This is a genomic window from Salinimicrobium tongyeongense (assembly GCF_026109735.1).
GTDB lineage: Bacteria > Bacteroidota > Bacteroidia > Flavobacteriales > Flavobacteriaceae > Salinimicrobium > Salinimicrobium tongyeongense.
Map to the genome: position 1 here is coordinate 2,898,922 of NZ_CP069620.1, position 21,760 is coordinate 2,920,681.

Annotated in this window: 20 protein-coding genes and 2 pseudogenes; 7 read left to right on the top strand and 15 right to left on the bottom strand. The window is 40.7% G+C overall.

Features of this window, described 5'->3' with window-relative positions:
* Nucleotides 1-73: 73 nt before the first annotated feature.
* From JRG66_RS12905 to JRG66_RS12945, 9 genes are all read right to left on the bottom strand, one after another.
* On the bottom strand, nucleotides 74-295 hold the full coding sequence (locus JRG66_RS12905) for a DUF2795 domain-containing protein (RefSeq protein ID WP_008272287.1): 222 nt from the start codon (nucleotides 293-295) through the stop codon (nucleotides 74-76).
* A 152-nt stretch (nucleotides 296-447) separates the two neighbouring features.
* Nucleotides 448-1,023, bottom strand: a complete 576-nt coding sequence (locus JRG66_RS12910) for a cob(I)yrinic acid a,c-diamide adenosyltransferase (protein ID WP_265163182.1) — start codon at nucleotides 1,021-1,023, stop codon at nucleotides 448-450.
* A gap of 201 nt (nucleotides 1,024-1,224) precedes the next feature.
* Nucleotides 1,225-1,425, bottom strand: a complete 201-nt coding sequence (locus tag JRG66_RS12915; protein ID WP_265163183.1) for a hypothetical protein — start codon at nucleotides 1,423-1,425, stop codon at nucleotides 1,225-1,227.
* A gap of 82 nt (nucleotides 1,426-1,507) precedes the next feature.
* A complete protein-coding gene (locus JRG66_RS12920; RefSeq protein WP_265163184.1) occupies nucleotides 1,508-1,669 on the bottom strand; it encodes a preprotein translocase subunit YajC in 162 nt (53 codons plus the stop codon).
* A gap of 52 nt (nucleotides 1,670-1,721) precedes the next feature.
* Nucleotides 1,722-2,420: an ABC transporter ATP-binding protein gene (locus JRG66_RS12925; protein WP_265163185.1), complete on the bottom strand. Its 699-nt coding sequence runs from the start codon at nucleotides 2,418-2,420 to the stop codon at nucleotides 1,722-1,724.
* 210 nt (nucleotides 2,421-2,630) lie between these two features.
* Nucleotides 2,631-3,533: an O-methyltransferase gene (locus JRG66_RS12930; protein ID WP_265163186.1), complete on the bottom strand. Its 903-nt coding sequence runs from the start codon at nucleotides 3,531-3,533 to the stop codon at nucleotides 2,631-2,633.
* A gap of 189 nt (nucleotides 3,534-3,722) precedes the next feature.
* Entirely contained in the window at nucleotides 3,723-4,553 is an 831-nt protein-coding gene (locus JRG66_RS12935; RefSeq protein WP_265163187.1) for an IS3 family transposase, read from the bottom strand.
* A gap of 8 nt (nucleotides 4,554-4,561) precedes the next feature.
* The gene (locus JRG66_RS12940; protein WP_265163188.1) at nucleotides 4,562-4,960 is read right to left on the bottom strand and encodes a transposase; all 399 of its coding nucleotides are present in this window, start codon (nucleotides 4,958-4,960) and stop codon (nucleotides 4,562-4,564) included.
* Nucleotides 4,961-5,070: 110 nt separating this feature from the next.
* Complete coding sequence (locus JRG66_RS12945; protein ID WP_265163189.1) at nucleotides 5,071-6,939, bottom strand: ABC-F family ATP-binding cassette domain-containing protein; 1,869 nt, start codon at nucleotides 6,937-6,939, stop codon at nucleotides 5,071-5,073.
* A 251-nt stretch (nucleotides 6,940-7,190) separates the two neighbouring features.
* Between JRG66_RS12945 and JRG66_RS12950 the strand changes: the two genes are divergently transcribed.
* The 5 genes from JRG66_RS12950 (at nucleotide 7,191) to JRG66_RS12970 (ending at nucleotide 13,024) form a co-directional block, all read left to right on the top strand.
* Nucleotides 7,191-7,979, top strand: a complete 789-nt coding sequence (locus JRG66_RS12950; RefSeq protein ID WP_265163190.1) for a polysaccharide biosynthesis/export family protein — start codon at nucleotides 7,191-7,193, stop codon at nucleotides 7,977-7,979.
* A gap of 3 nt (nucleotides 7,980-7,982) precedes the next feature.
* On the top strand, nucleotides 7,983-10,451 hold the full coding sequence (locus JRG66_RS12955) for an exopolysaccharide transport family protein (RefSeq protein ID WP_265163191.1): 2,469 nt from the start codon (nucleotides 7,983-7,985) through the stop codon (nucleotides 10,449-10,451).
* 474 nt (nucleotides 10,452-10,925) lie between these two features.
* On the top strand, nucleotides 10,926-11,522 hold the full coding sequence (locus JRG66_RS12960) for an NAD-dependent epimerase/dehydratase family protein (protein WP_265163192.1): 597 nt from the start codon (nucleotides 10,926-10,928) through the stop codon (nucleotides 11,520-11,522).
* Nucleotides 11,519-11,947: a GDP-mannose 4,6-dehydratase gene (locus tag JRG66_RS12965; protein ID WP_265163193.1), complete on the top strand. Its 429-nt coding sequence runs from the start codon at nucleotides 11,519-11,521 to the stop codon at nucleotides 11,945-11,947. The genes JRG66_RS12960 and JRG66_RS12965 overlap by 4 nt, the downstream gene beginning before the upstream one ends.
* A 402-nt stretch (nucleotides 11,948-12,349) precedes the next feature.
* Nucleotides 12,350-13,024: an outer membrane beta-barrel protein gene (locus JRG66_RS12970; protein ID WP_265163194.1), complete on the top strand. Its 675-nt coding sequence runs from the start codon at nucleotides 12,350-12,352 to the stop codon at nucleotides 13,022-13,024.
* 74 nt (nucleotides 13,025-13,098) lie between these two features.
* Here JRG66_RS12970 and asnB read toward each other — a convergent pair whose 3' ends face one another.
* The 4 genes from asnB to neuC all read right to left on the bottom strand — a co-directional run bounded on the left by asnB (nucleotide 13,099) and on the right by neuC (nucleotide 17,431).
* A complete protein-coding gene (gene asnB / locus JRG66_RS12975) occupies nucleotides 13,099-14,799 on the bottom strand; it encodes an asparagine synthase (glutamine-hydrolyzing) (RefSeq protein WP_265163195.1) in 1,701 nt (566 codons plus the stop codon).
* A 236-nt stretch (nucleotides 14,800-15,035) separates the two neighbouring features.
* Entirely contained in the window at nucleotides 15,036-15,740 is a 705-nt protein-coding gene (locus JRG66_RS12980) for an acylneuraminate cytidylyltransferase family protein (RefSeq protein ID WP_265163196.1), read from the bottom strand.
* 99 nt (nucleotides 15,741-15,839) lie between these two features.
* Nucleotides 15,840-16,202, bottom strand: coding sequence for a four helix bundle protein (locus JRG66_RS12985; protein ID WP_265163197.1), 363 nt, complete (start codon nucleotides 16,200-16,202; stop codon nucleotides 15,840-15,842).
* A 71-nt stretch (nucleotides 16,203-16,273) separates the two neighbouring features.
* On the bottom strand, nucleotides 16,274-17,431 hold the full coding sequence (gene neuC / locus JRG66_RS12990; RefSeq protein ID WP_265163198.1) for a UDP-N-acetylglucosamine 2-epimerase: 1,158 nt from the start codon (nucleotides 17,429-17,431) through the stop codon (nucleotides 16,274-16,276).
* Nucleotides 17,432-17,578: 147 nt separating this feature from the next.
* On the opposite strand from neuC, the gene JRG66_RS12995 reads away from it, so the two are divergent.
* Nucleotides 17,579-17,770 carry a GIY-YIG nuclease family protein gene (locus JRG66_RS12995; protein WP_307726292.1) on the top strand — a complete coding sequence of 64 codons (192 nt, stop codon included), beginning with the start codon at nucleotides 17,579-17,581 and terminating at the stop codon, nucleotides 17,768-17,770.
* Nucleotides 17,771-17,805: 35 nt separating this feature from the next.
* Nucleotides 17,806-19,069: pseudogene (locus tag JRG66_RS13000) on the top strand (IS256 family transposase).
* Nucleotides 19,070-19,418: 349 nt separating this feature from the next.
* Here the strand turns inward: JRG66_RS13000 and JRG66_RS13005 are convergent.
* Nucleotides 19,419-20,444 (bottom strand): annotated as a pseudogene (locus JRG66_RS13005) (IS481 family transposase); the annotation flags it as partial.
* 106 nt (nucleotides 20,445-20,550) lie between these two features.
* Entirely contained in the window at nucleotides 20,551-21,501 is a 951-nt protein-coding gene (locus JRG66_RS13010) for a Fic family protein (protein WP_265163199.1), read from the bottom strand.
* Nucleotides 21,502-21,760: the final 259 nt, after the last annotated feature.

Below are 21,760 nucleotides of genomic sequence, written 5' to 3' on the forward strand. Positions count from 1 at the left end.
TTATTATTTCAAAGTTAAGCAAAAAAAAAGCCTCAAATCTGAGACTTTTTTCTGCTTTTATTGTGGTATGCTTTTAATATTCATCTTCATTCCAGAGGTAGTCCTCATCTGTAGGGTAATCTGGCCAGATTTCCTCTATTGAATCATAGGAATCCCCTTCATCTTCAATCGCCTGCAGGTTTTCGACCACCTCCAGGGGAGCACCCGTCCTGATGGCGTAATCAATTAACTCATCTTTTGTGGCGGGCCATGGTGCATCGCTAAGATAGGATGCTAATTCTAATGTCCAATACATCGGTTAATCGGTTTAAATTTTTGCAAAAATAATTTTTTTGACGAGATAGTCAAGAAAAAAATCATCTTTTTATCACTAATTTTAAGAACGTTTTATCTACTGTAATTCCTTTAAAAATAGAGGATTTGTGCAGAAATTGGATTCAGATCAATTTAGGATTCCTTCTGTGGGATCCATTTGATTTCTTTCACCTGTAAATCATGAGACAACTTTCGTGCCAGCACAAAAAGGTAGTCACTTAGGCGGTTGAGATACTGCAGCACCTGCTCCTCAAAAGGTTCAATTTCATAGAGAGCTGTGGCCAAACGCTCGGCCCTGCGGCACACACAGCGGGCTACGTGACAAACTGACACGGTTTGGTGTCCGCCCGGAAGTATAAAGTGTGTCATGGGCGGCAATTCTTCGTTCATCTTATCAATTTCCTGCTCCAGGAGCTCGATATCTTCCGAAGAAATTCGCGGAATATTAAGGCGTTCTTTGCCATTTTTGAGCACCGCTTTTTCAGGATCGGTGGCAAGTATGGCCCCAAGAGTGAACAAACGGTCTTGTATCTTAATAATGATCTCGCGGCTGTGTTCATCTACCTGCTGGTCTCGCATAAGGCCCAGGTGAGAGTTGAGCTCATCTACGGTGCCGTAACTGTCAATGCGAATATGGTGTTTTGGGACCCGGGTGCCGCCAAATAACGCAGTGGTTCCCTTGTCGCCTGTTTTGGTATAAATCTTCATCTTTTTTGGTTTAAAAGCTTCCTGTTTGAAGGGAGCCTAAAGTAAGAAAATAAAGAGGGCTTTAAAAATTGGATTGGCAGAAGTAAAACTTTAGGATTTTTTTTCTGAAGAGGTTCCAAAAATGGCATTTTTGACAGGTATTCCTTAAGATGTTTTCCTTAATACACAATGGGAATATATTGAAAATAAAGGCTGAAGGTTTTAGTTTTTTTCTGCTGAAGAATTCTGAAGTTTGTCTTTTCTTTTCCTGCCGAATTTCTTCCGAATGTTTTTGCCCAGAGAACGCCGCCATTCCAGCTCTTTTTTTCTACGTTTTCGGCTTCTAATCCACAGGAAAAAGGCCACACAAACACATAGCAGTGCCAGGTACAAAAAGAGTTCGTTATTCCAGAATTCATTCATGGCGCACAGTTTTCAGATGATAATTTACCAAATCATCTCTTTAGCCTGTACTTACAAACTGTTAATTCGTTAGCTGCAGATGCTATTTCTCCCTGTTCTTTCTTTCGTGGTAGCGGTTCCTGAAACTTCGGTGTTTCTTGTGCTCCCGTCTCTTTTTCGACTGATTCCTGTTCCACAAAAAGAAAGCGAGAAACACTGCGATAAGGATGATGTAGAGTAGAGTATCGCTATCGAAAAATGACATTTTTTGTTAGTTAAGAGTTCGGGTACCGGGTATTTTTTTTGACAACTAATTATTAAACACTAAGAACTTCTTTCCGTTCGTCGCTTTCAATCATTCCGTCGCGAAGGCGTATAACGCGATGGGCGTGCCGGGCAATATCTTCTTCGTGGGTTACCAGAATTACGGTGTTGCCTGCGGCATGAATTTCATCAAAAAGGCTCATGATCTCGACAGAGGTTTTGGAATCAAGGTTCCCGGTAGGCTCATCGGCAAGAATGATGGAAGGTTTGTTGACGAGCGCGCGTCCCACAGCAACCCTTTGCCTCTGCCCTCCCGAAAGCTGGTTTGGCTTGTGATCCATCCGGTCGGCCAGGCCAACATCTGCAAGAACTTTTTCGGCGCGTTCTTTTCGCTGACTTTTAGTAGCTCCGGCGTATATCATTGGGAGTGCCACATTTTCAAGGGCACTGGTGCGCGGCAGGAGGTTAAAGGTCTGGAAAACAAAACCAATCTCCTTATTCCTTATCTCGGCGAGTTCGTCGTCACTCATCTGGCTCACGTCCTTTCCGTTAAGGATATACTGGCCCGAAGTAGGAGTGTCAAGGCAACCCAGGATGTTCATCAGGGTTGATTTTCCCGAACCTGAAGGCCCCATAAAGGCTACATATTCTCCTTTGACAATATCGAGGTCGATACCTTTAAGGACTTTTACAATTTCCTGACCCAGGTGAAAATCCCGGGTAATTTGCCTGATCTTGATTACGCTGCTCATAAAAAATCTGAATTCATTAGAATTAGACGCAAGGTAAGGGAGTTTGTTACATTTATTAATAAGCAAAAGGGGGATTTGAATATTTGAAGATTGGAAATTCATTTGCTATCTAAGTCCTCCGTTTCTCTCTTTGTAAAGTTAAAGGCAAACAACCAGTAGTTAACAGCTTTTTAAATCCCTGCCTACTAAATACTGCCTACTGCAAACTTATCATACCCGAATTACGAAATGTTCCTTCTCCTGTTCCCTTCTGAAAAAAACCAGTCCCCATTGAAAAGTGTCTATAGAAACCTTCACTTTTGGATGGGCTTTTATCTCTTCCCAGGCTTCTTCCATGCCTTTTGACCAGTGGATGTCGTCGAAAATCATGACGCTATCATTATGAACTGTGGGAAGTAACTTTTTAAAATAAGAAAGAGTGGCTTCTTTTTGGTGATTGCCGTCGATATAAATCAGATCGTAGTTTGGAGTTCGGAGTTCGGAGTTAGAGGTTTGTTGTTTGTGGTTTGTGGTTTGTGGTTGTTGTTGGGTTGACAGTTGTCGGATCTCAGTTGTCGGTTGATGGATCACGGATTGCGGATCCGCGCCAACTGTTTGGGGATATTTGGTGTGGGAAGCATTGGGATTTGGTGCTTGGTGCTTGGGCCTTTCCTCCGTCCACTGCCCACGGACCACTGGATTTTCTTCAAATCTCCCAATCTTCAGCTGAATATTGTTTAATCCAAATTCCTCAAATTTCTCCTTTGCTATCGCAGCTGTTTCAGCGCATCCTTCAATAGTGATGATCTTGACCTTATTTCCTGCTGCCATAGCTGCTGTACCCAGGCCGAGGGAAGTGCCCAGCTCAAGTGCCGTATCTGCTTTTAAATACCTCACCAACCTATTAAGGAGTCGGGCGCGTTTGGGGGAAATGCCTGTATTTTTTGCCATTTTTGACACTTCACGTGCGCTGGTTTTAAATACCCTGCTTCCGGCACCAAAATCTGTAATATGAATTGTTCTTGTATTTTTCTGCAGGGAGTTTCGGTGTTTTTTCAGAAGGGCATAAGCTGCATATTTCTTCCTGTCATAGAAACACCTGGTCACAAGGCCGTATACAAACGGCGAATGCACTCCATGCTGATTGGTGGAGCGGAGGAGAAACTTTATGTAGGCGAAAACAATGAACAATTAGCAATAAACAATTATCAATTATCAGGAAAAAATATTAAGAAGCATCAATAAATTTCAAATTACAAGCACCAAATTCCAATCTTGCTATTACCTTAAACTTCCCTGATTAGTGTTGACCGGTTTTAGATATTAATTTTCATTATCAAAAATAGTAATAATTGGTCTTTCTTCTGTTTTGAGGGTTGACCAATAACTAATGAACTCTTCAGGGTTTCTTTTCTCTAAATGATCATGGGATCTTTTGGTGTTATAATTTTTTACTGCTTTGTTCACCTGGTTCTTGAGTTGGCTAAAGGATTGTGGCTTCCAGTGATCCAGATACTCCTCTTTTATTGTTCTATTGATCCTCTCGGCATATGCATTGTCCTGAGCACTTAAGGCCATACTTATAGTGGTCGTATTTGATTGTAAGAGTTCAGTATAAGATTTGTACGTATACTGGCTTCCTCGATCTGAGTGATGGATCTTAGGAGCTTTGTTTTGTTTTAAAGCCATCTTCAAAGCTTTTAAATTTGCTGTCCCTCTCATATGATCAGAGACTTCATAACCGACTATTTTCTTGGTGTAAACATCAATTATAAATACTGCATAATAAAATTTGTCTCCTACCCGATAGTAAGTAATATCGCTTTGCCATACTACCGAAGGTGCATTGATCTTTATTCCTTTAATTTTATTCGGATAGTAGATATTACCGGCAATGGTTGTGCGTCTATAATTCTTCTTTCTTTTGAGACGATAACCTAATTGCATAAAAGTCTCTACAAAACGATCTCTCCCAATAAAATCAGGCTTTAAAGTATAGTACATTTTTTCCACCCCACAACCAGGATGATCTCTACGAATATCATCAGCTTCAGACATTAATTCCATCAAACGATGATCAAAAATTCTTTGTCTTCTAGCATATTGATGGACAGCTTGTTTACTGATCCCAATGCCTTCATAGAATTGATTCATGGAATAACTCACTTTTTCTTTGTTTTTCCTGAACCAGTTGATTGTGGGGTGCTGTAGTTTTTTTTAATGTCGATATCGAGTTCTGACTTAGCCAGTTCGATCATCTTTTCTAAATAATCCAACTGTATCTGTTTACGCCCTAAAGCTGCTTCCAGTTCCTTGTTTTTGGCCTCCAGCTCTTGCATCTTTTTACTGCTACTGTCTTTCATTTCTACAACTCTATAACCTTTCTCGTTAAAGGTAGAAAATTTATGAATCCAGTTATAGATCATAGACCGTGACATTCCGTGAAGCTTAGACAGTTGAAATACACTGTACCTGCCACTTTCATAATCATTCACAATTTGTCTTTTGAACTCATCGGAGAATTTCCGATGTTTACTGAGCAATCGAATATTTGACTTCATGTAAGTTGATTTTATGGTCAACCTATATCAGGGACGTACACCTTGAACCTTGAACCTTGAACCTTGAACCTTGAACATTGAACATTGAACCTTGAATCTTGAACTTTGAATTAGCCAGCGGCTTTATCTCCCAATTCAAACCACCGCTCGGTTTTCTGCTCGATCTCGTTTTCTATTTTACTCAGTTCTACCGAAGTTTTAGTGATCTCATCGGGGCTTAAGTCTTTAAGGAATTTTTGCTGTACTTCTTCTTTTTTCTTTTCCAGGTTATGGATTTCTTTTTCCAGTTTGTTGTATTCTTTCTGCTCGTTATAAGTGAGTCCGGCGCTGGTGCTGCTTTCTTTCTTCCATGCTTTTTTATCGGAAGGAGCTTCGGGTTTTTCAGAAGGCTCAGAAATCGAACTGGCCTCATACTCCCGGTAATCGGTATAATTTCCGGGGAAATCCTCAATTTCAGCTTGTCCTTTAAAAACAAAGAGGTGATCTACGATCTTATCCATAAAATAGCGATCGTGAGAAACCACCACAAGACAGCCGGGAAAATCGAGCAGGAAGTTTTCCAGCACGTTGAGGGTCACGATATCCAGGTCATTTGTAGGCTCATCCAGGATAAGAAAATTGGGATTCTGAATTAATACCGTGCACAGGTAAAGCCTCTTCTTTTCTCCTCCACTCAGTTTTTCCACGTAATCGTACTGCTTCTTACGGTCAAAGAGGAAACGCTCAAGCAGCTGCTGGGCAGAGATCTGCCGGCCTTTCTTCAGGGGAATAAAATCCCCAAACTCCCTAATCACATCAATCACCTTCTGTCCTTCTTTAACTTCAATTCCGCGTTGGGTGTAATATCCAAACCTTATGGTTTCTCCAATAGTGATCTTACCCGAATCTGGAGGAATGCTGCCGGTGAGGATGTTCAAAAAAGTGGATTTTCCGGTTCCGTTTTTTCCGATAATGCCAAGCCTGTCGCCCGGCTGAAAATTGTAGTCGAATTTTTCCAGCAGCTGTAAATCGCCAAAACTTTTGGAAACATTATGGAACTCGACGATCTTATTTCCCAGCCGTTCCATATTGATCTCCAGTTGCACCTGGTGGTCGTTGCGGCGTTTTGAGGCACGGTCTTTTATTTCATAAAAATCGTCTATACGCGATTTTGATTTGGTGGTGCGGGCTTTGGGTTGCCGGCGCATCCAGTCCAGTTCCTTCTTAAAAAGCTGTTTGGCCTTATCGGTATTGGTTTGCTCCAGAGCAATGCGTTCATTCTTCTTGCTTAGGTAGTAGGAGTAGTTTCCTTTATATGTGTAAAGGTTCCCGTCCTCGAGCTCCACGATTTCATTGCATACACGTTCCAGGAAATAACGGTCGTGAGTAACCATAAAAATGGTGAAGTTCTCTTTGCGGAAGAATTCCTCCAGCCACTCGATCATATCGAGGTCGAGGTGGTTGGTAGGTTCATCCATGATGATAAGGTCGGGTTTGTTGAGGATCATCGATGCCAGGGCGAGGCGTTTTTTTTGTCCGCCGCTAAGACTTCCTACCAGGGCATGAAGATCTTCGAGCTTCAGTTTAAAAAGGATCTGTTTATAGGTAGTTTCAAAATCCCAGGCCTGGTGTGCATCCATCTGTTCAAAAGCCTTTTGATAGGCATCGGAATCTTCAGGATTTTCGAGAGCTTTTTCGTAGCGTTCAATGACCTTGAGGATCTCATTATCTGAAGCAAAAATGGTTTGTTCTATGCTGAGTTTTGGGTCAAGATTAGGTTCCTGCGGAAGGAAAGCAACAGTGATGTCTTTGCGATACACCACATTGCCTGCATCGGGAGTATCGTCGCCCGAAAGAATATTTAGAAGGGAAGTTTTTCCGGTGCCGTTCTTGGCTACAAAACCCACCTTGTCTCCTTCATTGATTCCGAAGGAAAGATTTGAAAAAAGTTCTCTTTCCCCGTAAGCCTTGGCTACATTTTCTACAGATAAATAATTCACGCAGTTATTTTTGGCAAAAGTAGGTATTTCGATGATCAATTAACAATTAAGAATTAGCAGAGGGATTTGAAAATTTGGAGATTTGAAAAGGAAATTGAGGGCTGCCAATCTCACACGGGGCTATCCGGTATAAAATCTTACTCCTTACTTTAGCCTTCTGCCTTTGATTAACAGTAATTAACAAACTAGTAGTGCAATTATTTTATTATTAACGTTCAAGACCTATATTTGTCTCTAACTATTAGTCCCAAATGAGTATCAGGCAATTACTTGTTATTGTTAGTGTTTTGTTTTTTGTTTCTTCCTGCGTGCCCACAAAACGCTTAATGTATCTGCAGGAAGATGCCAAAGAGACCGACAGTTTAATTTCTGTAGAAAGAATTCAGAAGCCTTACAGGATACAGGTAAATGACCTGCTGAGTATCAGGGTCAAGGCCATAGACCAGGACGTGGTGGGCATGTTCAATCCCATTGGAGAGCAAAACCCAAATGCCACGGGTGAAGAAAGGCTGTATTATGACGGATTTTTAGTGGATGCCCATGGAAATATCAGGGTTCCCACTTTGGGCGAAGTGAATGTACTTGGGTTTACGGTAGAGGAGGTGAGAGAGAAGATAGAAAAAGCCCTTTTAGACAAGTATTTCAAGGAGCAGGCAAACATTTTTGTCACGGTAAAACTGGCGGGAATACGGTATACCACCATTGGTGAGATAGGTTCGGGGAGCCAGGTAATTTATAAAGAGCAGGTGACCATTATGGAAGCTATTGCCAATGCCGGGGATATTTCTGAATTTGGCGACAGGACCGATGTGGTAATCGTGCGACAGTACCCGGGCGGGGAGAAAAGGCACCATATTGACCTTACCAGCATAGACGCGATGAAATCGCCGTATTACTATATTCAGCCCAACGACCTTATCATAGTGAATCCGCTTCCGCAGAAAGCCCTTGGCCTTGGTACTACCGGCCTTGAAGCTTTTCGCACCGTTACAACGATCCTGGCGTTTGTAACTTCAACAATATTATTAATTACCCGGTGATGTATGGCACATGAAGATGATCATATTAGTGATGTAGGCTCTACCTTTGATTTTAAAGGTTTTGTGCTGAAAGTTTTTAGTTACTGGCAGTTAATTCTGCTGTCGGTAGCCATAAGTCTGGGAGTGGCTTATTACAACAATGTAAGGAAACTTCCGGTTTACCAACTTGGTAATTCCATTTCCATAAAAGACGATCAAAACCCCTTTTTTACCAGTAATACCAGCCTTACCTTTAACTGGGGCGGCACTTCAGACAAGGTTAACACAGCGATGACCATACTCAGGTCGCGGTCGCACAATGAAGAGGTGGTAGAGCGCCTTCAGTATTATATTGCTTATCAACAGGATGGGGAATATCAGCGGGTGAATGCCTACGGCTTTACTCCTTTTAAGGTGGTAGCCGATTCTTCAGCCTATCAGGCGCAGGGCACCACGTTTACCATTCGGTTTAAAGATCCCGAAACCTTTACACTTACTACTTCTTTTCCCGGAAATACCGCTTCAGTCTTCAATTACGCTACCAAAGAATACGGGAGTGTGGTTGTAGAACAAGGGGAATTTAGCAGGGAATACAAATTTAACGAGCCTATAAATTTGCCATTTTTCAATGCTAAGCTGGTGCCTACGCCACTAGCTTCGGTTATTGATAAGCCATTTTACGTGCAGTTCAGGCATTTTGACGGAACTGTTGGTAGGTTTCGTGGGGTTTCAGTGAGCCCGCAATCGCAGGGAGCTTCGGTTTTAAACCTTTCCATGACGGGAGATAATAAAGCTGAAATTGTTGATTACCTCAATGGCACAGTGCGGGTGTTGAGCCAGAACATGCTCGAGCGAAAGAACCTTTTTGCCACCAAGACCATCAGGTTTATAGACAGTAGCTTGAACGTGAAAGCTATGGAGCTTAAGGTGGTGGAAGATGAGCTGAACAGGTTCAGGAACAATAATTCCATTTTAGATATTTCTGCGGAAAGCAGTCAGCTTAATACCAAACTTACCGGTCTTGATGTGAGGAAGGAAGATATTTCGCGGCAGCTGGCTTATTATGAAACACTACAGGATTACCTGCAAACACGTAATGATTATTCTGATGTGCCGGCGCCATCGGTAGCCGGAATTTCAGAATCAAGCATAGTGAGTGGCGTGGGGCGAATTGTTTCTTTGGCCGAAGAAAGGCGGAAGTATGAATATTCCCTTCAGGAAAATTCCCCGGTTTTTCAGGATATAGACCGGCAAATAAATGCCGTAAAAGACGTTTTGCTGGAGAATATGTCTTCTTCTCAAAACCTGCTGCGGCAGGAATTGCGCGATATTAACAGGGAAATTGCACTGGCAGAAGCCGAAATAAGAAAACTGCCGCAGGAAGAACAGGACCTGCTGAAGATCCAGAGGAAATATTCCCTTAGTGAAAAGACTTATAATTTATTCCTCGAAAAGCGCAGCGAAGCCGGGCTCATCAAAGCGGCAAACGTGAGTGATGTGATGGTGATAGACACTGCGAAAGACACCGGTGGCGGCCAGATTGGCCCAAATACGCAGCTAAATTATGTCATGGCCTTAATGGTGGGGGGAATGATCCCGCTTACTTTTGTATTCCTGCTGGTTTTTCTGAATACCAATGTTCACAATGCCCAGGAAGTTACCCGCCTGTCACCCATTCCCATTCTGGGGATGATTGGGAAGAGCAGGATGGACACCAATCTTGCCGTTTTCAATAAACCCAAATCGGCTATTGCCGAAGGTTTTCGGGGGTTGAGGTCCAGTCTGCAGTTTATGTACAAAAAGCAGGGGGTGAGTGGTTCCAAAACGGTGATGATCACTTCATCGGTTTCGGGGGAAGGGAAAACCTTTTGTGCCATGAACCTGGCCACGGTTTTTGCTTTGAGCGAAAAGAAAACCCTGCTGCTGGGTGCCGACTTACGTAAACCTAAGATCTTTGATGACTTTAAGATCAATAACGAGGTGGGCGTGGTGAATTATCTTATAGGTCAGGAGTCCCTGGAGTCAATCATACAGCCCAGTATGGTGCCGCATCTGGATGTGATCACGGCCGGGCCGATTCCTCCAAACCCTTCAGAATTGCTGATGAACGAGCAAATGGAAAATCTGATGAACGAACTGCGGGAACGTTATGATTACATAGTCATGGATACCCCGCCGGTGGGTGTGGTTGCCGATGCGCTCAACCTCATTAAATATGCCGATGCCACTTTATACCTCATTCGCCAGGACTATACCAAACGCGGAATGCTGGAGGTGATCAATGAGAAGTATAACAAAGGTGAAGTAAAGAATATTTCATTCGTCCTTAACCACTTTGTTCACCGGGCCAAGTATGGTTATGGCTATGGTTACGGCTATGGTTATGGTTACGGCTATGGCTATGGGCAGTACGGGAAAGGCTACGGCCAGCAGGAGACAAGGACTGGCAAGCTGAAAAAGAAGTGGAGGGAGATAATGCGGAATTTTGAATAGGAGTTGGTCATATTTTGAGCCGGTAGTATTAATCTCTGTACACTGGTAGGGTGTTGTTTTATACTGAGCTCTTCTTTTCTGTGATAGAGTTAAATCTGTTGGACTACCAATTTTACATTTGACGATCTACAGAAGAATCCAAATCTTGAAATTTCGTAAATTTGGCTTATAATGTTTCTGAATTTTTCCATTGTATAAAACCTCACTTTCTATCCTAAAAGAATGCCCCTTTTGAATTTTTCTAGCCGAAGGATCAGGATAATGATAATACTCAAGATAAAGGATTTACAGATTCTTTATTCATTTTATATAGAGAGGGTGGTCTTTTCTTACTGAAAATATACAGTTGCAGAGTACTCATAAATTTAAAGAAGTAGTTTAAAAGGAGGGGAAGTATGATTCATATGTTAAAAGACATACATTCAAATCATTAAGGAATTAAGTAATATAGTAACATACCCAAAAAAATCCATTATGAAAAGAGTAATTATTCTGGGAGGAAGTGGCTTTATAGGAGGTCATTTAGCCAAAAGGTTAAAAGAAGAAAACTGTCACGTTAGAATCGCAGACATTAAGGATCATGAATTTTGGGATCACCAGGAAATTTGCCATGAATTTATTAAATGTGATTTAACCGATGCCAGAGCAGTTGATCTGGTTATAACCGAAGGAGCAGATGAAGTGTACCAGTTAGCTGCAGACATGGGAGGGGCAGGATATATCTTCACCGGGGACAATGATGCCAACGTTATGCATAATTCTGCTTTGATCAACCTTCATGTAGCAAAGGAATGTGTTGTAAAAAAAGTAAAAAAAATCTTCTATTCTTCTTCTGCCTGTATTTACCCTGAATTTAATCAACTAGATCCGGATAAACCCAATTGTGCAGAATCATCTGCTTATCCTGCCCAACCAGATTCAGAGTATGGTTGGGAAAAGTTGTTCAGTGAAAGAATGTTTCTTGCTTTTTCCCGCAACTATAATCTAAATGTACGCATTGCACGTTTTCACAACATTTTTGGAGCCCGTGGTATCTGGCAGGGGGGAAAGAAAAGGCTCCGGCTGCTATGATGAGAAAAGTAGCTGAAGCCGTGGACGGAGGTGAGATTGAAGTGTGGGGTGACGGCCAGCAAACCAGAAGCTTTCTACATGTTGATGAATGTGTGGAGGCTCTTCTTAGATTGATGAGTTCAGAGTTCAAAGGGCCTGTAAATATTGGTTCAGAAGAAATGGTTTCCATTAACAGGTTAGCTCAAATAGCCATTGATATATCTGGAAAAAACCTTTCTATCAAAAATTTGGAGGGAGAAGAATTCAGTCGAAAATATGGATTTGTATGTCCAACCGGAGTTCGGGGAAGAAATTCTGAAAATTCTCTATATCGTGAGCAAATTGGCTGGGAGGTAAATCAATCACTGGAAGAGGGTATGAAAAGCACCTATGAATGGATAGCAAAACAGGTCAATTCCACTCGAAAAAAAACAGTTTCTAAATAGCTTATATGCCACCTCTTAATTGATTAAAAGTTAAGTCTACGGGAAACCTTTACCGGGCAAGGAGGAGGGGAAGTATTCACCCATTGCCAAATATTAAAACTGGTGTGGTTATCTCCGGCTAAATATTTGCTCCATTCCTTATCAATTTCCTCATGATCAAATCACTCAGCAACTGGGGAAGTTTTTAATTGCTGAAGTTGTTCTGATACAAAAGGCTTTAGTTCCTGCCTCAGCCATTCCCGCTGCGGAGTCTGGAGCGCACGCGTTACCAGCTACCGACCACTCCTTTTAGTCTTAAATGAAATAATTCTCCAGCTTCTCCGTTAGATAAATGCAAATTTATTGGGGTATATAAAAAAATCCTTTTTATTTGTAAACCAATTGACGCATATTCCAAATCTTATGAAAAAATATCTTTTAGGCCTGTTTTTTATTTTGACCACAGTTTCAATTTGCTTTTCTCAAGAACTTAGTTATGGCCTAAAAGCCGGAGTTAATCATCCTATGGGTGGTGAGATTGTAGGGCTACAAAACAACTATGCATTTCAGAAAAATACTTCTGAGGCTGAGGGGAATCTTGGCTTTCATGGGGGTATCTTCTTACAGGTTGATTTTGGTAAATTTTTTGTTCGGCCCGAGGTAGTTTACACTTCAATAGATACAGAATTCACTTTTATAGAAGAAACTTCAATATATTCTGTTCAAAAATTTGATATCCCCCTATTAGTAGGTTATAACATTTGGGGGCCAATTGATATTTATGCCGGACCTGTGTATTCGAATATACTGGATGCTACTTTGGAAGGAGAAGAATTCCTGAACCCTATTGTTGTTCAAGACACACCAATAAATGCTCAGGCTGGTGTGAAGGTTGAATTTGGAAGATTTGGGTTAGATCTACGATATGAAAGATCTTTATCTTCGGCTGAGGTTCAGCGTTTAGATTTTGGTGAAGGTTATAATGAAATCAATGAAGCAGAATTCACAGATTCCAGACTAAATCAAATAATTGTTGGAGTGATCTTCAAAATTGGAGGCCCTGGTCTAAACGAAAGACGACGAAGGGCCTGTTACTAAAAAGAATTTCAAGACTTTTCTGAAAACTAATTAGATTTATTTCTACGAGGTTTCTCTTTTTTAGAGTCTATTGGTTATAAGAGTAATGCTGTGTTCACCCATTGCCACACATGGAAACTACTCGTGTTATCTCCTGCCAGATATTTTTTCCATTCTTTCTGAATTTCTTCGTGATCAAACCAATCTGTTGCCGAAGTAATTTTAAGGTGTAGCAATTGCTTTTCCACAAATGCTTTGAGTTCCTTGCTTAACCATTCCCGCTGGGGAGTTTGGAGAGGACGTTTTGGCGCATAAGAGATAGTAGAGGGAACCAGTGGTTTCAGGATCTCGCGGAGCATATATTTCCCAACCCCATTTTTAATTTTGTAATCCTCCGGTTGTGAAAAGGCAAATTCGACGAGGCGATAATCAAGAAAAGGCTCCCGCAGCTCAGTACTATAAGTCATGGAAACCCTGTCATTGAATCGTAGTGCCCGTGGGAGTTTCGTATAAAAAAGATCCCGAAACTGCAGATTTTGCAGTCTGTTGTCGAACGGTTCTGGATATTTTGTCTTTTGTGCCAAAGCGGCAAATTCGGGATTTAGCACATGCATTCGGAAAGGAGAATTTTTCCCGGTGCCCTGGATGATTGAGCCGGAGGTTTGATAGTAGTCATACCCTGCCCATTGCTCATCCATTCCCTGCCCGTCAAGTAACACCTTTACACCGTCGGCATGAGCCTGTTCAAAAATTTTAGAATAAGCCATGGTAGGAATACCTCCAAAAGGTTCATCCTGTTCCCGACTCATTTTTATTGCATTTATTTGAACTTCGGAAGCCGAAAAAAGTACTTTGTGAAGCGGGTTTTGTGTAGTTGAGATCATCTGTTCTACCCATGGAAGCTCATCATAGCGTTCATCTCCCGTGTAAAAAGAGTAAGCATGCATCTGCTGTTTATCTTCAAACATATTCACCAGAGCAAGCAGGAGGGAACTATCCACTCCGCCGCTAATGTTAAATGCTACAGGCACATCGGCGCGGAAACGAAGTTTGATGCTGTCTTTCAGTAGTTCGAGATATTCAGCTTTAGCCTGTTCAATAGAGCTTCCAGATCTTTTATTTTGGACTCTTGAAACAAAATCATACCATTTTTCAAGCCTTACCCGACCTTCAGAATATTCCAATAAATATCCACCTGGTAATTGTTTGATGTTATTGTAAAAAGTCTCTTCCGGCAAACCGTAGGAGCCAAAGCTGAAATAATTTGCCCAGACCTTTAGGTTTGGTGGGGTGTCAAAAATGACATTTTTGAGTGTCTTTATTTCACTGCTGAAGTAAAGGTGTTTGTTTACTTCAGAATAATAAAAAGGTTTTACTCCGAACCTGTCCCGTGCAGCAAATAGTTTTTTTTCCGAAGAATCCCATATGGCGAAGGAGAACATCCCGTTCAATCTTTGCAAACATTCCTTTCCCCACTTAATAAATGCCGCCAGCAGTACTTCAGTATCTGATGCTGTTCTAAAACCGTAAAAGGATTTTAGTTCATCTTTCAGCTCTTTGTAGTTGTAGATTTCCCCGTTAAAAGTTAGCACGTACCTTTCGGAATTATCCACAAAGGGTTCATTAGCTTCCGGGGAGAGATCAATAATGGAAAGTCGGTTATGGCCTATTGCTGCAAACCCGGGATCGATGAAATTGCCGGTATGATCCGGGCCACGATGCTTTTGGGCCTGAAGCATTTTCTGAAGCTCTGCTTCCTTTGTGTTTGGCCCAATTATTCCGGAAATTCCACACATTAGCTATTGTATATAGTATAATGAATATTGTATAATTTTTTCAAAGCTATGAAAAGCACCAATAAACAAGCACCAAATTCTAATTTAGTGTTGTATTTGGTATAACAACAAGAAATATGCACAACCGTTTTTGGTTTTGCCCCCCACCCTAAAGAAAGCCCAAAAATGGGTTCAGAAAATTCAGAACAACAAATAAAAAACTAAAAACAAAAAACCAATAGTAAACGCTAAACAGTCTATGAAAAATCTGATAACATAGTCAAAAGCCTCTCGGCTTTCTCCCAATCCTGCGGGATGTCAATATTCACATATGGGTCTCCGGTAGTGTCAATGAATCCAATATTGTTTCCGTACAGGGAATTTTGTTTCTGAAGAACTTCTGTTTTTGTTATATAAATTGCACCATCGCGATGATAAGCTACAGGTAGTTCCTGTCGCCGCGAAATAATTTCTTTTTCTCCTGTGGCCAATCGTAGACTTCCGGATTCATTCTCTTCAAACAACCAGTGGGGATTAAATTCTGCAGGAACTTCCCTCACTGAGAGGAGAGAATCAAAATTACCTGAAATAAATTTCCCGATGGCTTCATCAATTAAACCTGTTCTTCGAAAAGGAGTGGTAGGTTGCAGCAGACAAACAGCATCAAAATTTTGCCCTTTTTGAGCAAAATAATTCAGCGCATGCTTTACCACATCCAGGGTTGGAGTATCGTCTGCCGCAAGTGCTGTAGGTCTTCGAAATGGAACTTCGAGGCCTATTTCTTCAGCAACTGCAATGATCTCAGGATCATCTGAACTCAGGATCACCTTTGACAGCAGCTTCGAATTCTTTGCTGATTCAAAAGTGTATTGCAGCAAAGGTTTTCTGCCGAGAGATTTAATATTCTTTCCGGGTATTCCTTTACTGCCGCCGCGGGCGGGGATAAGTCCGAGGATTTTCATTGTTCGGTTATCGGTTATCAGTTTGTCAGGTCGGGTTATTGATTTATGAAGTCGTAAAATTAACCGGTCACTTAGTATCTGACAGTCTGAAACAGAAGATCATGTTTTCCAGTTCTTTTCGACATAAAGCATAAAAGAAAATATTTTCCCTCCTAAAAGATCATATTTCTTTATTAGTTCAAGGGTTCCCTCAAGTGTATATAATTCATTGATCATTTCCAGTTGGGAAATGCATTCCAACAATGACGCATGAGCATAGGTGAGAAATTTTAGAAAATCCTGTTTGTATACTTTTCGACCATATCCCTCAACAATAGCATCCTGAATACTTTTTGAGGATCTTCTTACTTGACTTCCCTGTTCATATAATTCAAACTTCGGCAACTTTAAGGAAAGCTTATGGACTTCAATAGCATATTCAAAAGCTAAATTGTAAATATCAAGATCCTTGTGGCTTTTCATGCTTCATCATTTTCTGGTTTTCACCAATTTAAAAAAATTAACCGACAACAGAGAACTGACAACTGACAACTCTAATAAGTAATCGTCTTCGAATACGTCAATTCGACCGTCGCAAGGATCTCCGCTATTTTTTCTCCCGCATTCCCATCTCCATAAAGTTCTGAAGAAGGATAATGTTCTCTTATAAGAGCATTTTCCGTTGCCTTCAGGATCTGCTCTCTATTGTAATCTACATCTGTAACGTTTTGTGCCCGGCTCCTCCTGTGTTGACGGTTTCCAATATTTACAACAGGTACTCCAAGATAGGCACATTCACGTAATCCTGCACTGGAATTTCCTATTAAAGCTTTTGCATTTTTTAAAAGTTTAAGGAAGTCTATAGGGTTCATATTCTTGAAAAAGTGAATGTTTCCTGGCTTTTCCAGTTCACGGAAAGATCGGATCCCATTTGATGTGCCGTCGGAGCCGGCATCAACATTGGGCCAGAACCAAAAAGCCGGATAATTCAGCTCCTTTACTGCTCTTAAGGTTTCCATGATGTGCTGTTTGGATTTCTTATATTCTGTAGTTACAGGATGCTGCATCACTACGATATATCCTTTTTCCCAATCCAGATTGGCACCTACACCACCATATTTCTCCAAAGGATCAAAATCCAAGTAAGGATAGTCGCTAATTTGTTTTGCAAGGTCTATAGAAGGGCAGCCCGTGTTAATAACCTTGTCGGGCTCTTCTCCTAACTTTATTACCCGTTCCCGGGCATCGTGGGTGCAGACCAGGTGCAGATCGGCGAGTTTGGTATTGGCATGTCTTACTTTCTCATCTATACTACCGGTAACTTCCCCGCCCTGGATATGGACCAGCGGGATGTTTTGATAAGATGCTGCGATGGAAGTTGCGATGGTTTCAAAGCGATCTGCAATCGTGATCACCGTGTCCGGTTGCAGGTTGTAAAAAACATTGGTAAGCTCCATAACTCCAAGCCCGGTAGTCTTTGCCATAGTAGTTGGATTTTCTCCTTCCAGGACCATGAATACCTTCGCTGCGATGTGGAAGCCATCCTTTTCAATGAAATCCACTGCATTTCCGTAGCGGTCCAGTAAGGCAGAACCTGCGATCACCAGTTGCAATTCCAGGTCGGGATGATTTTTAATAGAGGTGAGGGCTGATTTTATTCTGCTATAGGAGGGGCGTGCGGTAACTACGACGCAGATTTTTCGTTTAGGCATTACAATTGTCAGTTGTGGGTTATGAGATCTCAGGCTAAAGTAGTAAAAATGTTGTTGAGGAACGTCATTGCGAAGAAGCCCATTCCTGCCGGAGAGGTAATTGCGAGCGAAGCGAAGCAATCTGCCGTAATTTTTCTAAATTAGTATATGCGCACATCCCATGTCTATATCCTCACCAACAAAAATCACACGGTCCTGTATGTGGGAGTTACTTCAAATCTGGTTAAAAGGATCGGCCAGCATAAGACCAAATTTTATAAAGGCTTCACTTCCCGCTACAACTGTGACCATTTGATGTACTATCGGGATTTTAGAGGGTGTAAAATAAACTCTGTCTGAAAAAGAATTTTAAATAATTTTATTCAGACAGACCCATGACAACAGAAGAACAACAAAATTTAGGGAAGAAAGCCCTGGAGCAGTTTATGTCGGGCAAGAGTCTCTTCGGAAAAGATGGTGCCTTTGCACCTATGCTTAAGAGTTTTATCGAAAAGCTCTTGAAGCAGAGATGGATTCTCATCTTAATGAGGAAGAACGTTCCGCAGGCAATAAACGCAATGGCAAGGGGAAAAAGAAAATAAAGAGCGGTTTTGGGTCCTTCGAGATTGATACCCCGCAAGATCGCCATAGCAGCTTTGAACCTGACTTGGTAAAGAAACGCCAGACAATCTTAGCAGACAATCTCTCGGAGAAGATCATAGGTCTCTACGGCCTTGGAATGAGCTACCGTGACATATCTTCCCATATAAAGCAGATGTATGACACAGACATTTCTCATACGGTCCTGAGTCAGATTACTGATAGGATTATTCCAGATGTAAAAGCCTGGCAAAGCTGGTCTTTAGATCCACTGTACTGCATTGTATGGCTTGATGCGATGCATTACAAAGTGAAAGTAGATGGGAAGATAGAACACAAAGCCCTCTACAATATTCTTGGCATCAACAAGGAGGGATACAAGGAAGTGCTGGGTATGTATATTTCTGAGAGCGAAGGTGCTAACTTTTGCTCCAGGTATTGACAGATCTACAAAATCGTGGCCTGGAAGATATATTAATTGCCTGTACCGATAATCTTAAAGGATTCACCAATGCTATCCTTAGCGTTTTTCCTAAGACACAGGTACAGCTTTGTATTGTCCATCAAATAAGAAACTCTCTTAAATACATTGCTTCAAAGGATCAGAAAGAATTTATGCGAGATCTTAAGAAGGTGTATCGGGCAGTAAATAAAGAAGTAGCTGAAGATGAACTGCTCAATTTAGAAGAGAAGTGGGGTCAGAAATATCCAATAGTAATCGAAAGCTGGCAACGCAATTGGAATGAACTCTCGCAGTATTTTCAGTACACGGAGCCAATCAGAAAGATCATCTACACCACCAATGCCGTTGAAGGATTCCACCGCCAGGTTCGTAAGGTTACAAAGACTAAAGGAGCTTTTACCAATGATATGTCCCTTTTAAAGCTGGTCTACCTGGCTACAAGGAACATCGAAAAAAAATGGACAGCTCCTTTACATAATTGGAGTCTTACAATTCAGCAACTTTATATTAAATTTGGTAAAAGAATACCACTGGCTATAAACTCCAGATATCCAGAAGTTGATCCCAAAGATATTGATAGATCGGACAGAGTTTAATTTACAGACCCCAACTTTATATTAAATTTGGTAAAAGGATACCACTGGCTATAAACTCCAGATATCCAGAAGTTGATCCCAAAGATATTGATAGATCGGACAGAGTTTAATTTACAGACCCAGGTATTCCGCAATTTGTGTTATTTGTAATAGCTCCGATCTCGTCTGACAGTTAAGAGTTTTTTTAGGCATTTTGACTTTTGGAATAAACCTGATTTAGGGGCTCGTTTGGAGCCCCTTGACCATTCCAGTCGTCAGGCAAGTTATTCCTGACAGGTTGGTCTCCACCAGAGCCTGTTTCCGCTTTACCTGCCTTTAATAAAGGTACGAGTTTTTCCGATTGTAAATCCAGCATTTTTTCATCAGCCAAATGTTTGCTGTCGAGCAAAGTTTGCATCGGAGTTTTTCCAAAACAATGTTTTCCGGAGTGGGTTCTTTCATTGTTATAGTAGTTTAACCAATCATCCAGATCAGCTTGTATCTCCTCTATGGAGGTGTAGATCTTTTTCCTAAAGGTAATGGCGTAAAACTCATCCTGAATCGTCCTGTGGAAGCGTTCACAGATTCCGTTGGTTTGCGGGCTTTTAGCCTTGGTCTTTGTATGATCTATATCCTCGATAGCCAGGTAAAGTTGATATTCGTGGTGCTCTCTATGGCCACAGAATTCTGTGCCTCTATCGCTTAATATTCTTAAAAGTCGCAGGTCTTGCTCTTCGTAGAAGGGTAACACCCGATCATTTAGCATATCAGCAGCTACAAGAGCATTTTTACGATCATAAAGTTTAGCATGGGCTACTTTGCAATACGTGTCAATGAATGTTTGCTGATAGATTCTTCCAACTCCTTTGATGGTTCCTACATAATAGGTATCCTGAGCTCCAAGATAGCCGGGGTGGTGGGTTTCTATTTCTCCATGGGCTTTCTTTTCTTCTTTCGCTTTCTCCAAGGCATTTAGTTGAGCATCAGTCAACACCAGTCCATCCTGGGCCATTCTGGCTTCTAAGTACTTCAGCCTTTTTTTAAAAGTCTCCAGATCATTGCGTAACCATACACATCGAACACCTGCTGGTGAGATAAAAATTCCTTTCTTTTTGAGTTCATTGGAAGCGCGAAGTTGTCCAAAAGCAGGATAATCAAAAGCAATCTGGATTGCTGCTTTTTCTGTTTCTTCTTCAATCCTATTCTTAAGATTTGGCCTTCTTCTATTGAGCTCTCGTAGTGCTAACTCACCTCCCTGGTCATAAAGTTCTTTAAAGCGGTAAAAACTATCCCTGCTATAACCAAAGAGTTTACAAGCCTGGGACACGTTTCCTAATTGTTCTGCTAACTGTAATAAACCTACTTTAGATTTAATTACCTTTGCTTCTGTATTCATTCTGACAGTTTTAAGGGTTAATGTTTTTTGTTTCAACTCTTTAAATATAATCCTTAACTGTCAGATTTTATCGTGTCTATTTCATGTTATTTATTGTTGTGGCCAGTTATATCTTGTAACGAGTTTTATTTTTATCTCCAATTTTTTCAAATAATTTTTGTTCTACACCTTTCTTAAGATCTCTGCTTGCTGTTGCTCCTGAAATATCTTTAAAAACCTCCATATAATCTTTTCTGGTGAACTCATTTTTATTTAAGGATAAAAAATATTCTAGTCGGTCTTTCTCAGTAAGCGTTCTATTGGTAAAATTGAGTAATTCTTCCAATGATCTGTTTATTACCCCAAGCATATATTCTATAAATGCTGTTGAATTTCCTGCCTTGTCACTTACAGATAATGCAGAATAATATTTCTCTTGGTCATTGCTAATCAAGGTTTCAAAAGGTAGATATTCAAAGACAGGATATTTCTGCATCAAAATTAAAGTCTGCCACAATCTGCCCATTCTTCCATTTCCATCTAAAAACGGATGAATAAATTCCATTTCATAATGAAACACACAGCTTTTAACCAGTTCAATTTCTTGTGAGGTCTGTAAATATTGGAATAAGTCTTTCATTAAAAAAGGTACATTTTGATATGGAGGTGCATAGTGTTCTACTACTGAACCTTTCATAATGCCTACACCTTGTTTTCTGTATTTTCCTGCATCACTTATCAGGTTTTGCATTAAATCTTTATGACATTTCAAAAATGATTTTTCATCTAGTGGATCATAATTTTCTAAATGTTCATATATTTCAATGGCGTTTAAGACCTCTTTTACATCTTTCTTAGGACCTATGATTCTTTTGTTTTCTATGAGGGCAGTAATTTGTTCCTCAGTCAGCGTGTTTCCCTCAATTTTTAAAGAGGAATGAATTGTTTTAATTTTATTTTCCTTTCTTAATTTAGGAGAAGGTTTATTTAAATAGGTTGCGTTAATAGCACCTAACTTCTCAGCAATAGAAGTAATAATCTTTAAAATATTAGGAGTAATTTCATAGGGTGGCTTCATCTCGATACTATCATTTGATATTATCAAAAGTAATATCATTTTAAGTAAACTGAAAGGGAATCAATTTTTAATTGGCCACAACGGCCGCGCATAACACAAGTCGCGGGAAAAAGGACTCGGAGTTGTCGGCTTGTTGATTTTAAATTGGTTTCTAAAATAACCATTTTCACTAAACTACCCGCTATTTGAGTTATGCGCTGTTAGGCACAGTTAAAGATTAAATTTACTATAGTTTAAAGATTTCGCTAAACCTTCAATA

Coding starts and splice junctions, on each gene's coding strand:
- JRG66_RS12980 (WP_265163196.1), bottom strand. CDS start 15,740: ATGAAAATCCTCGGACTTATCCCCGCCCGCGGCGGCAGTAAAGGAATA.
- asnB (WP_265163195.1), bottom strand. CDS start 14,799: ATGTGTGGAATTTCCGGAATAATTGGGCCAAACACAAAGGAAGCAGAG.
- JRG66_RS12925 (WP_265163185.1), bottom strand. CDS start 2,420: ATGAGCAGCGTAATCAAGATCAGGCAAATTACCCGGGATTTTCACCTG.
- JRG66_RS12940 (WP_265163188.1), bottom strand. CDS start 4,960: ATGAAGTCAAATATTCGATTGCTCAGTAAACATCGGAAATTCTCCGAT.
- JRG66_RS12920 (WP_265163184.1), bottom strand. CDS start 1,669: ATGTCATTTTTCGATAGCGATACTCTACTCTACATCATCCTTATCGCA.
- JRG66_RS12985 (WP_265163197.1), bottom strand. CDS start 16,202: ATGAAAAGCCACAAGGATCTTGATATTTACAATTTAGCTTTTGAATAT.
- JRG66_RS12915 (WP_265163183.1), bottom strand. CDS start 1,425: ATGAATGAATTCTGGAATAACGAACTCTTTTTGTACCTGGCACTGCTA.
- JRG66_RS12965 (WP_265163193.1), top strand. CDS start 11,519: ATGATGAGAAAAGTAGCTGAAGCCGTGGACGGAGGTGAGATTGAAGTG.
- JRG66_RS13010 (WP_265163199.1), bottom strand. CDS start 21,501: ATGAAGCCACCCTATGAAATTACTCCTAATATTTTAAAGATTATTACT.
- JRG66_RS12910 (WP_265163182.1), bottom strand. CDS start 1,023: ATGAAGATTTATACCAAAACAGGCGACAAGGGAACCACTGCGTTATTT.
- JRG66_RS12970 (WP_265163194.1), top strand. CDS start 12,350: ATGAAAAAATATCTTTTAGGCCTGTTTTTTATTTTGACCACAGTTTCA.
- JRG66_RS12955 (WP_265163191.1), top strand. CDS start 7,983: ATGGCACATGAAGATGATCATATTAGTGATGTAGGCTCTACCTTTGAT.
- JRG66_RS12995 (WP_307726292.1), top strand. CDS start 17,579: ATGCGCACATCCCATGTCTATATCCTCACCAACAAAAATCACACGGTC.
- JRG66_RS12950 (WP_265163190.1), top strand. CDS start 7,191: ATGAGTATCAGGCAATTACTTGTTATTGTTAGTGTTTTGTTTTTTGTT.
- JRG66_RS12905 (WP_008272287.1), bottom strand. CDS start 295: ATGTATTGGACATTAGAATTAGCATCCTATCTTAGCGATGCACCATGG.
- neuC (WP_265163198.1), bottom strand. CDS start 17,431: ATGCCTAAACGAAAAATCTGCGTCGTAGTTACCGCACGCCCCTCCTAT.
- JRG66_RS12960 (WP_265163192.1), top strand. CDS start 10,926: ATGAAAAGAGTAATTATTCTGGGAGGAAGTGGCTTTATAGGAGGTCAT.
- JRG66_RS12935 (WP_265163187.1), bottom strand. CDS start 4,553: ATGAATCAATTCTATGAAGGCATTGGGATCAGTAAACAAGCTGTCCAT.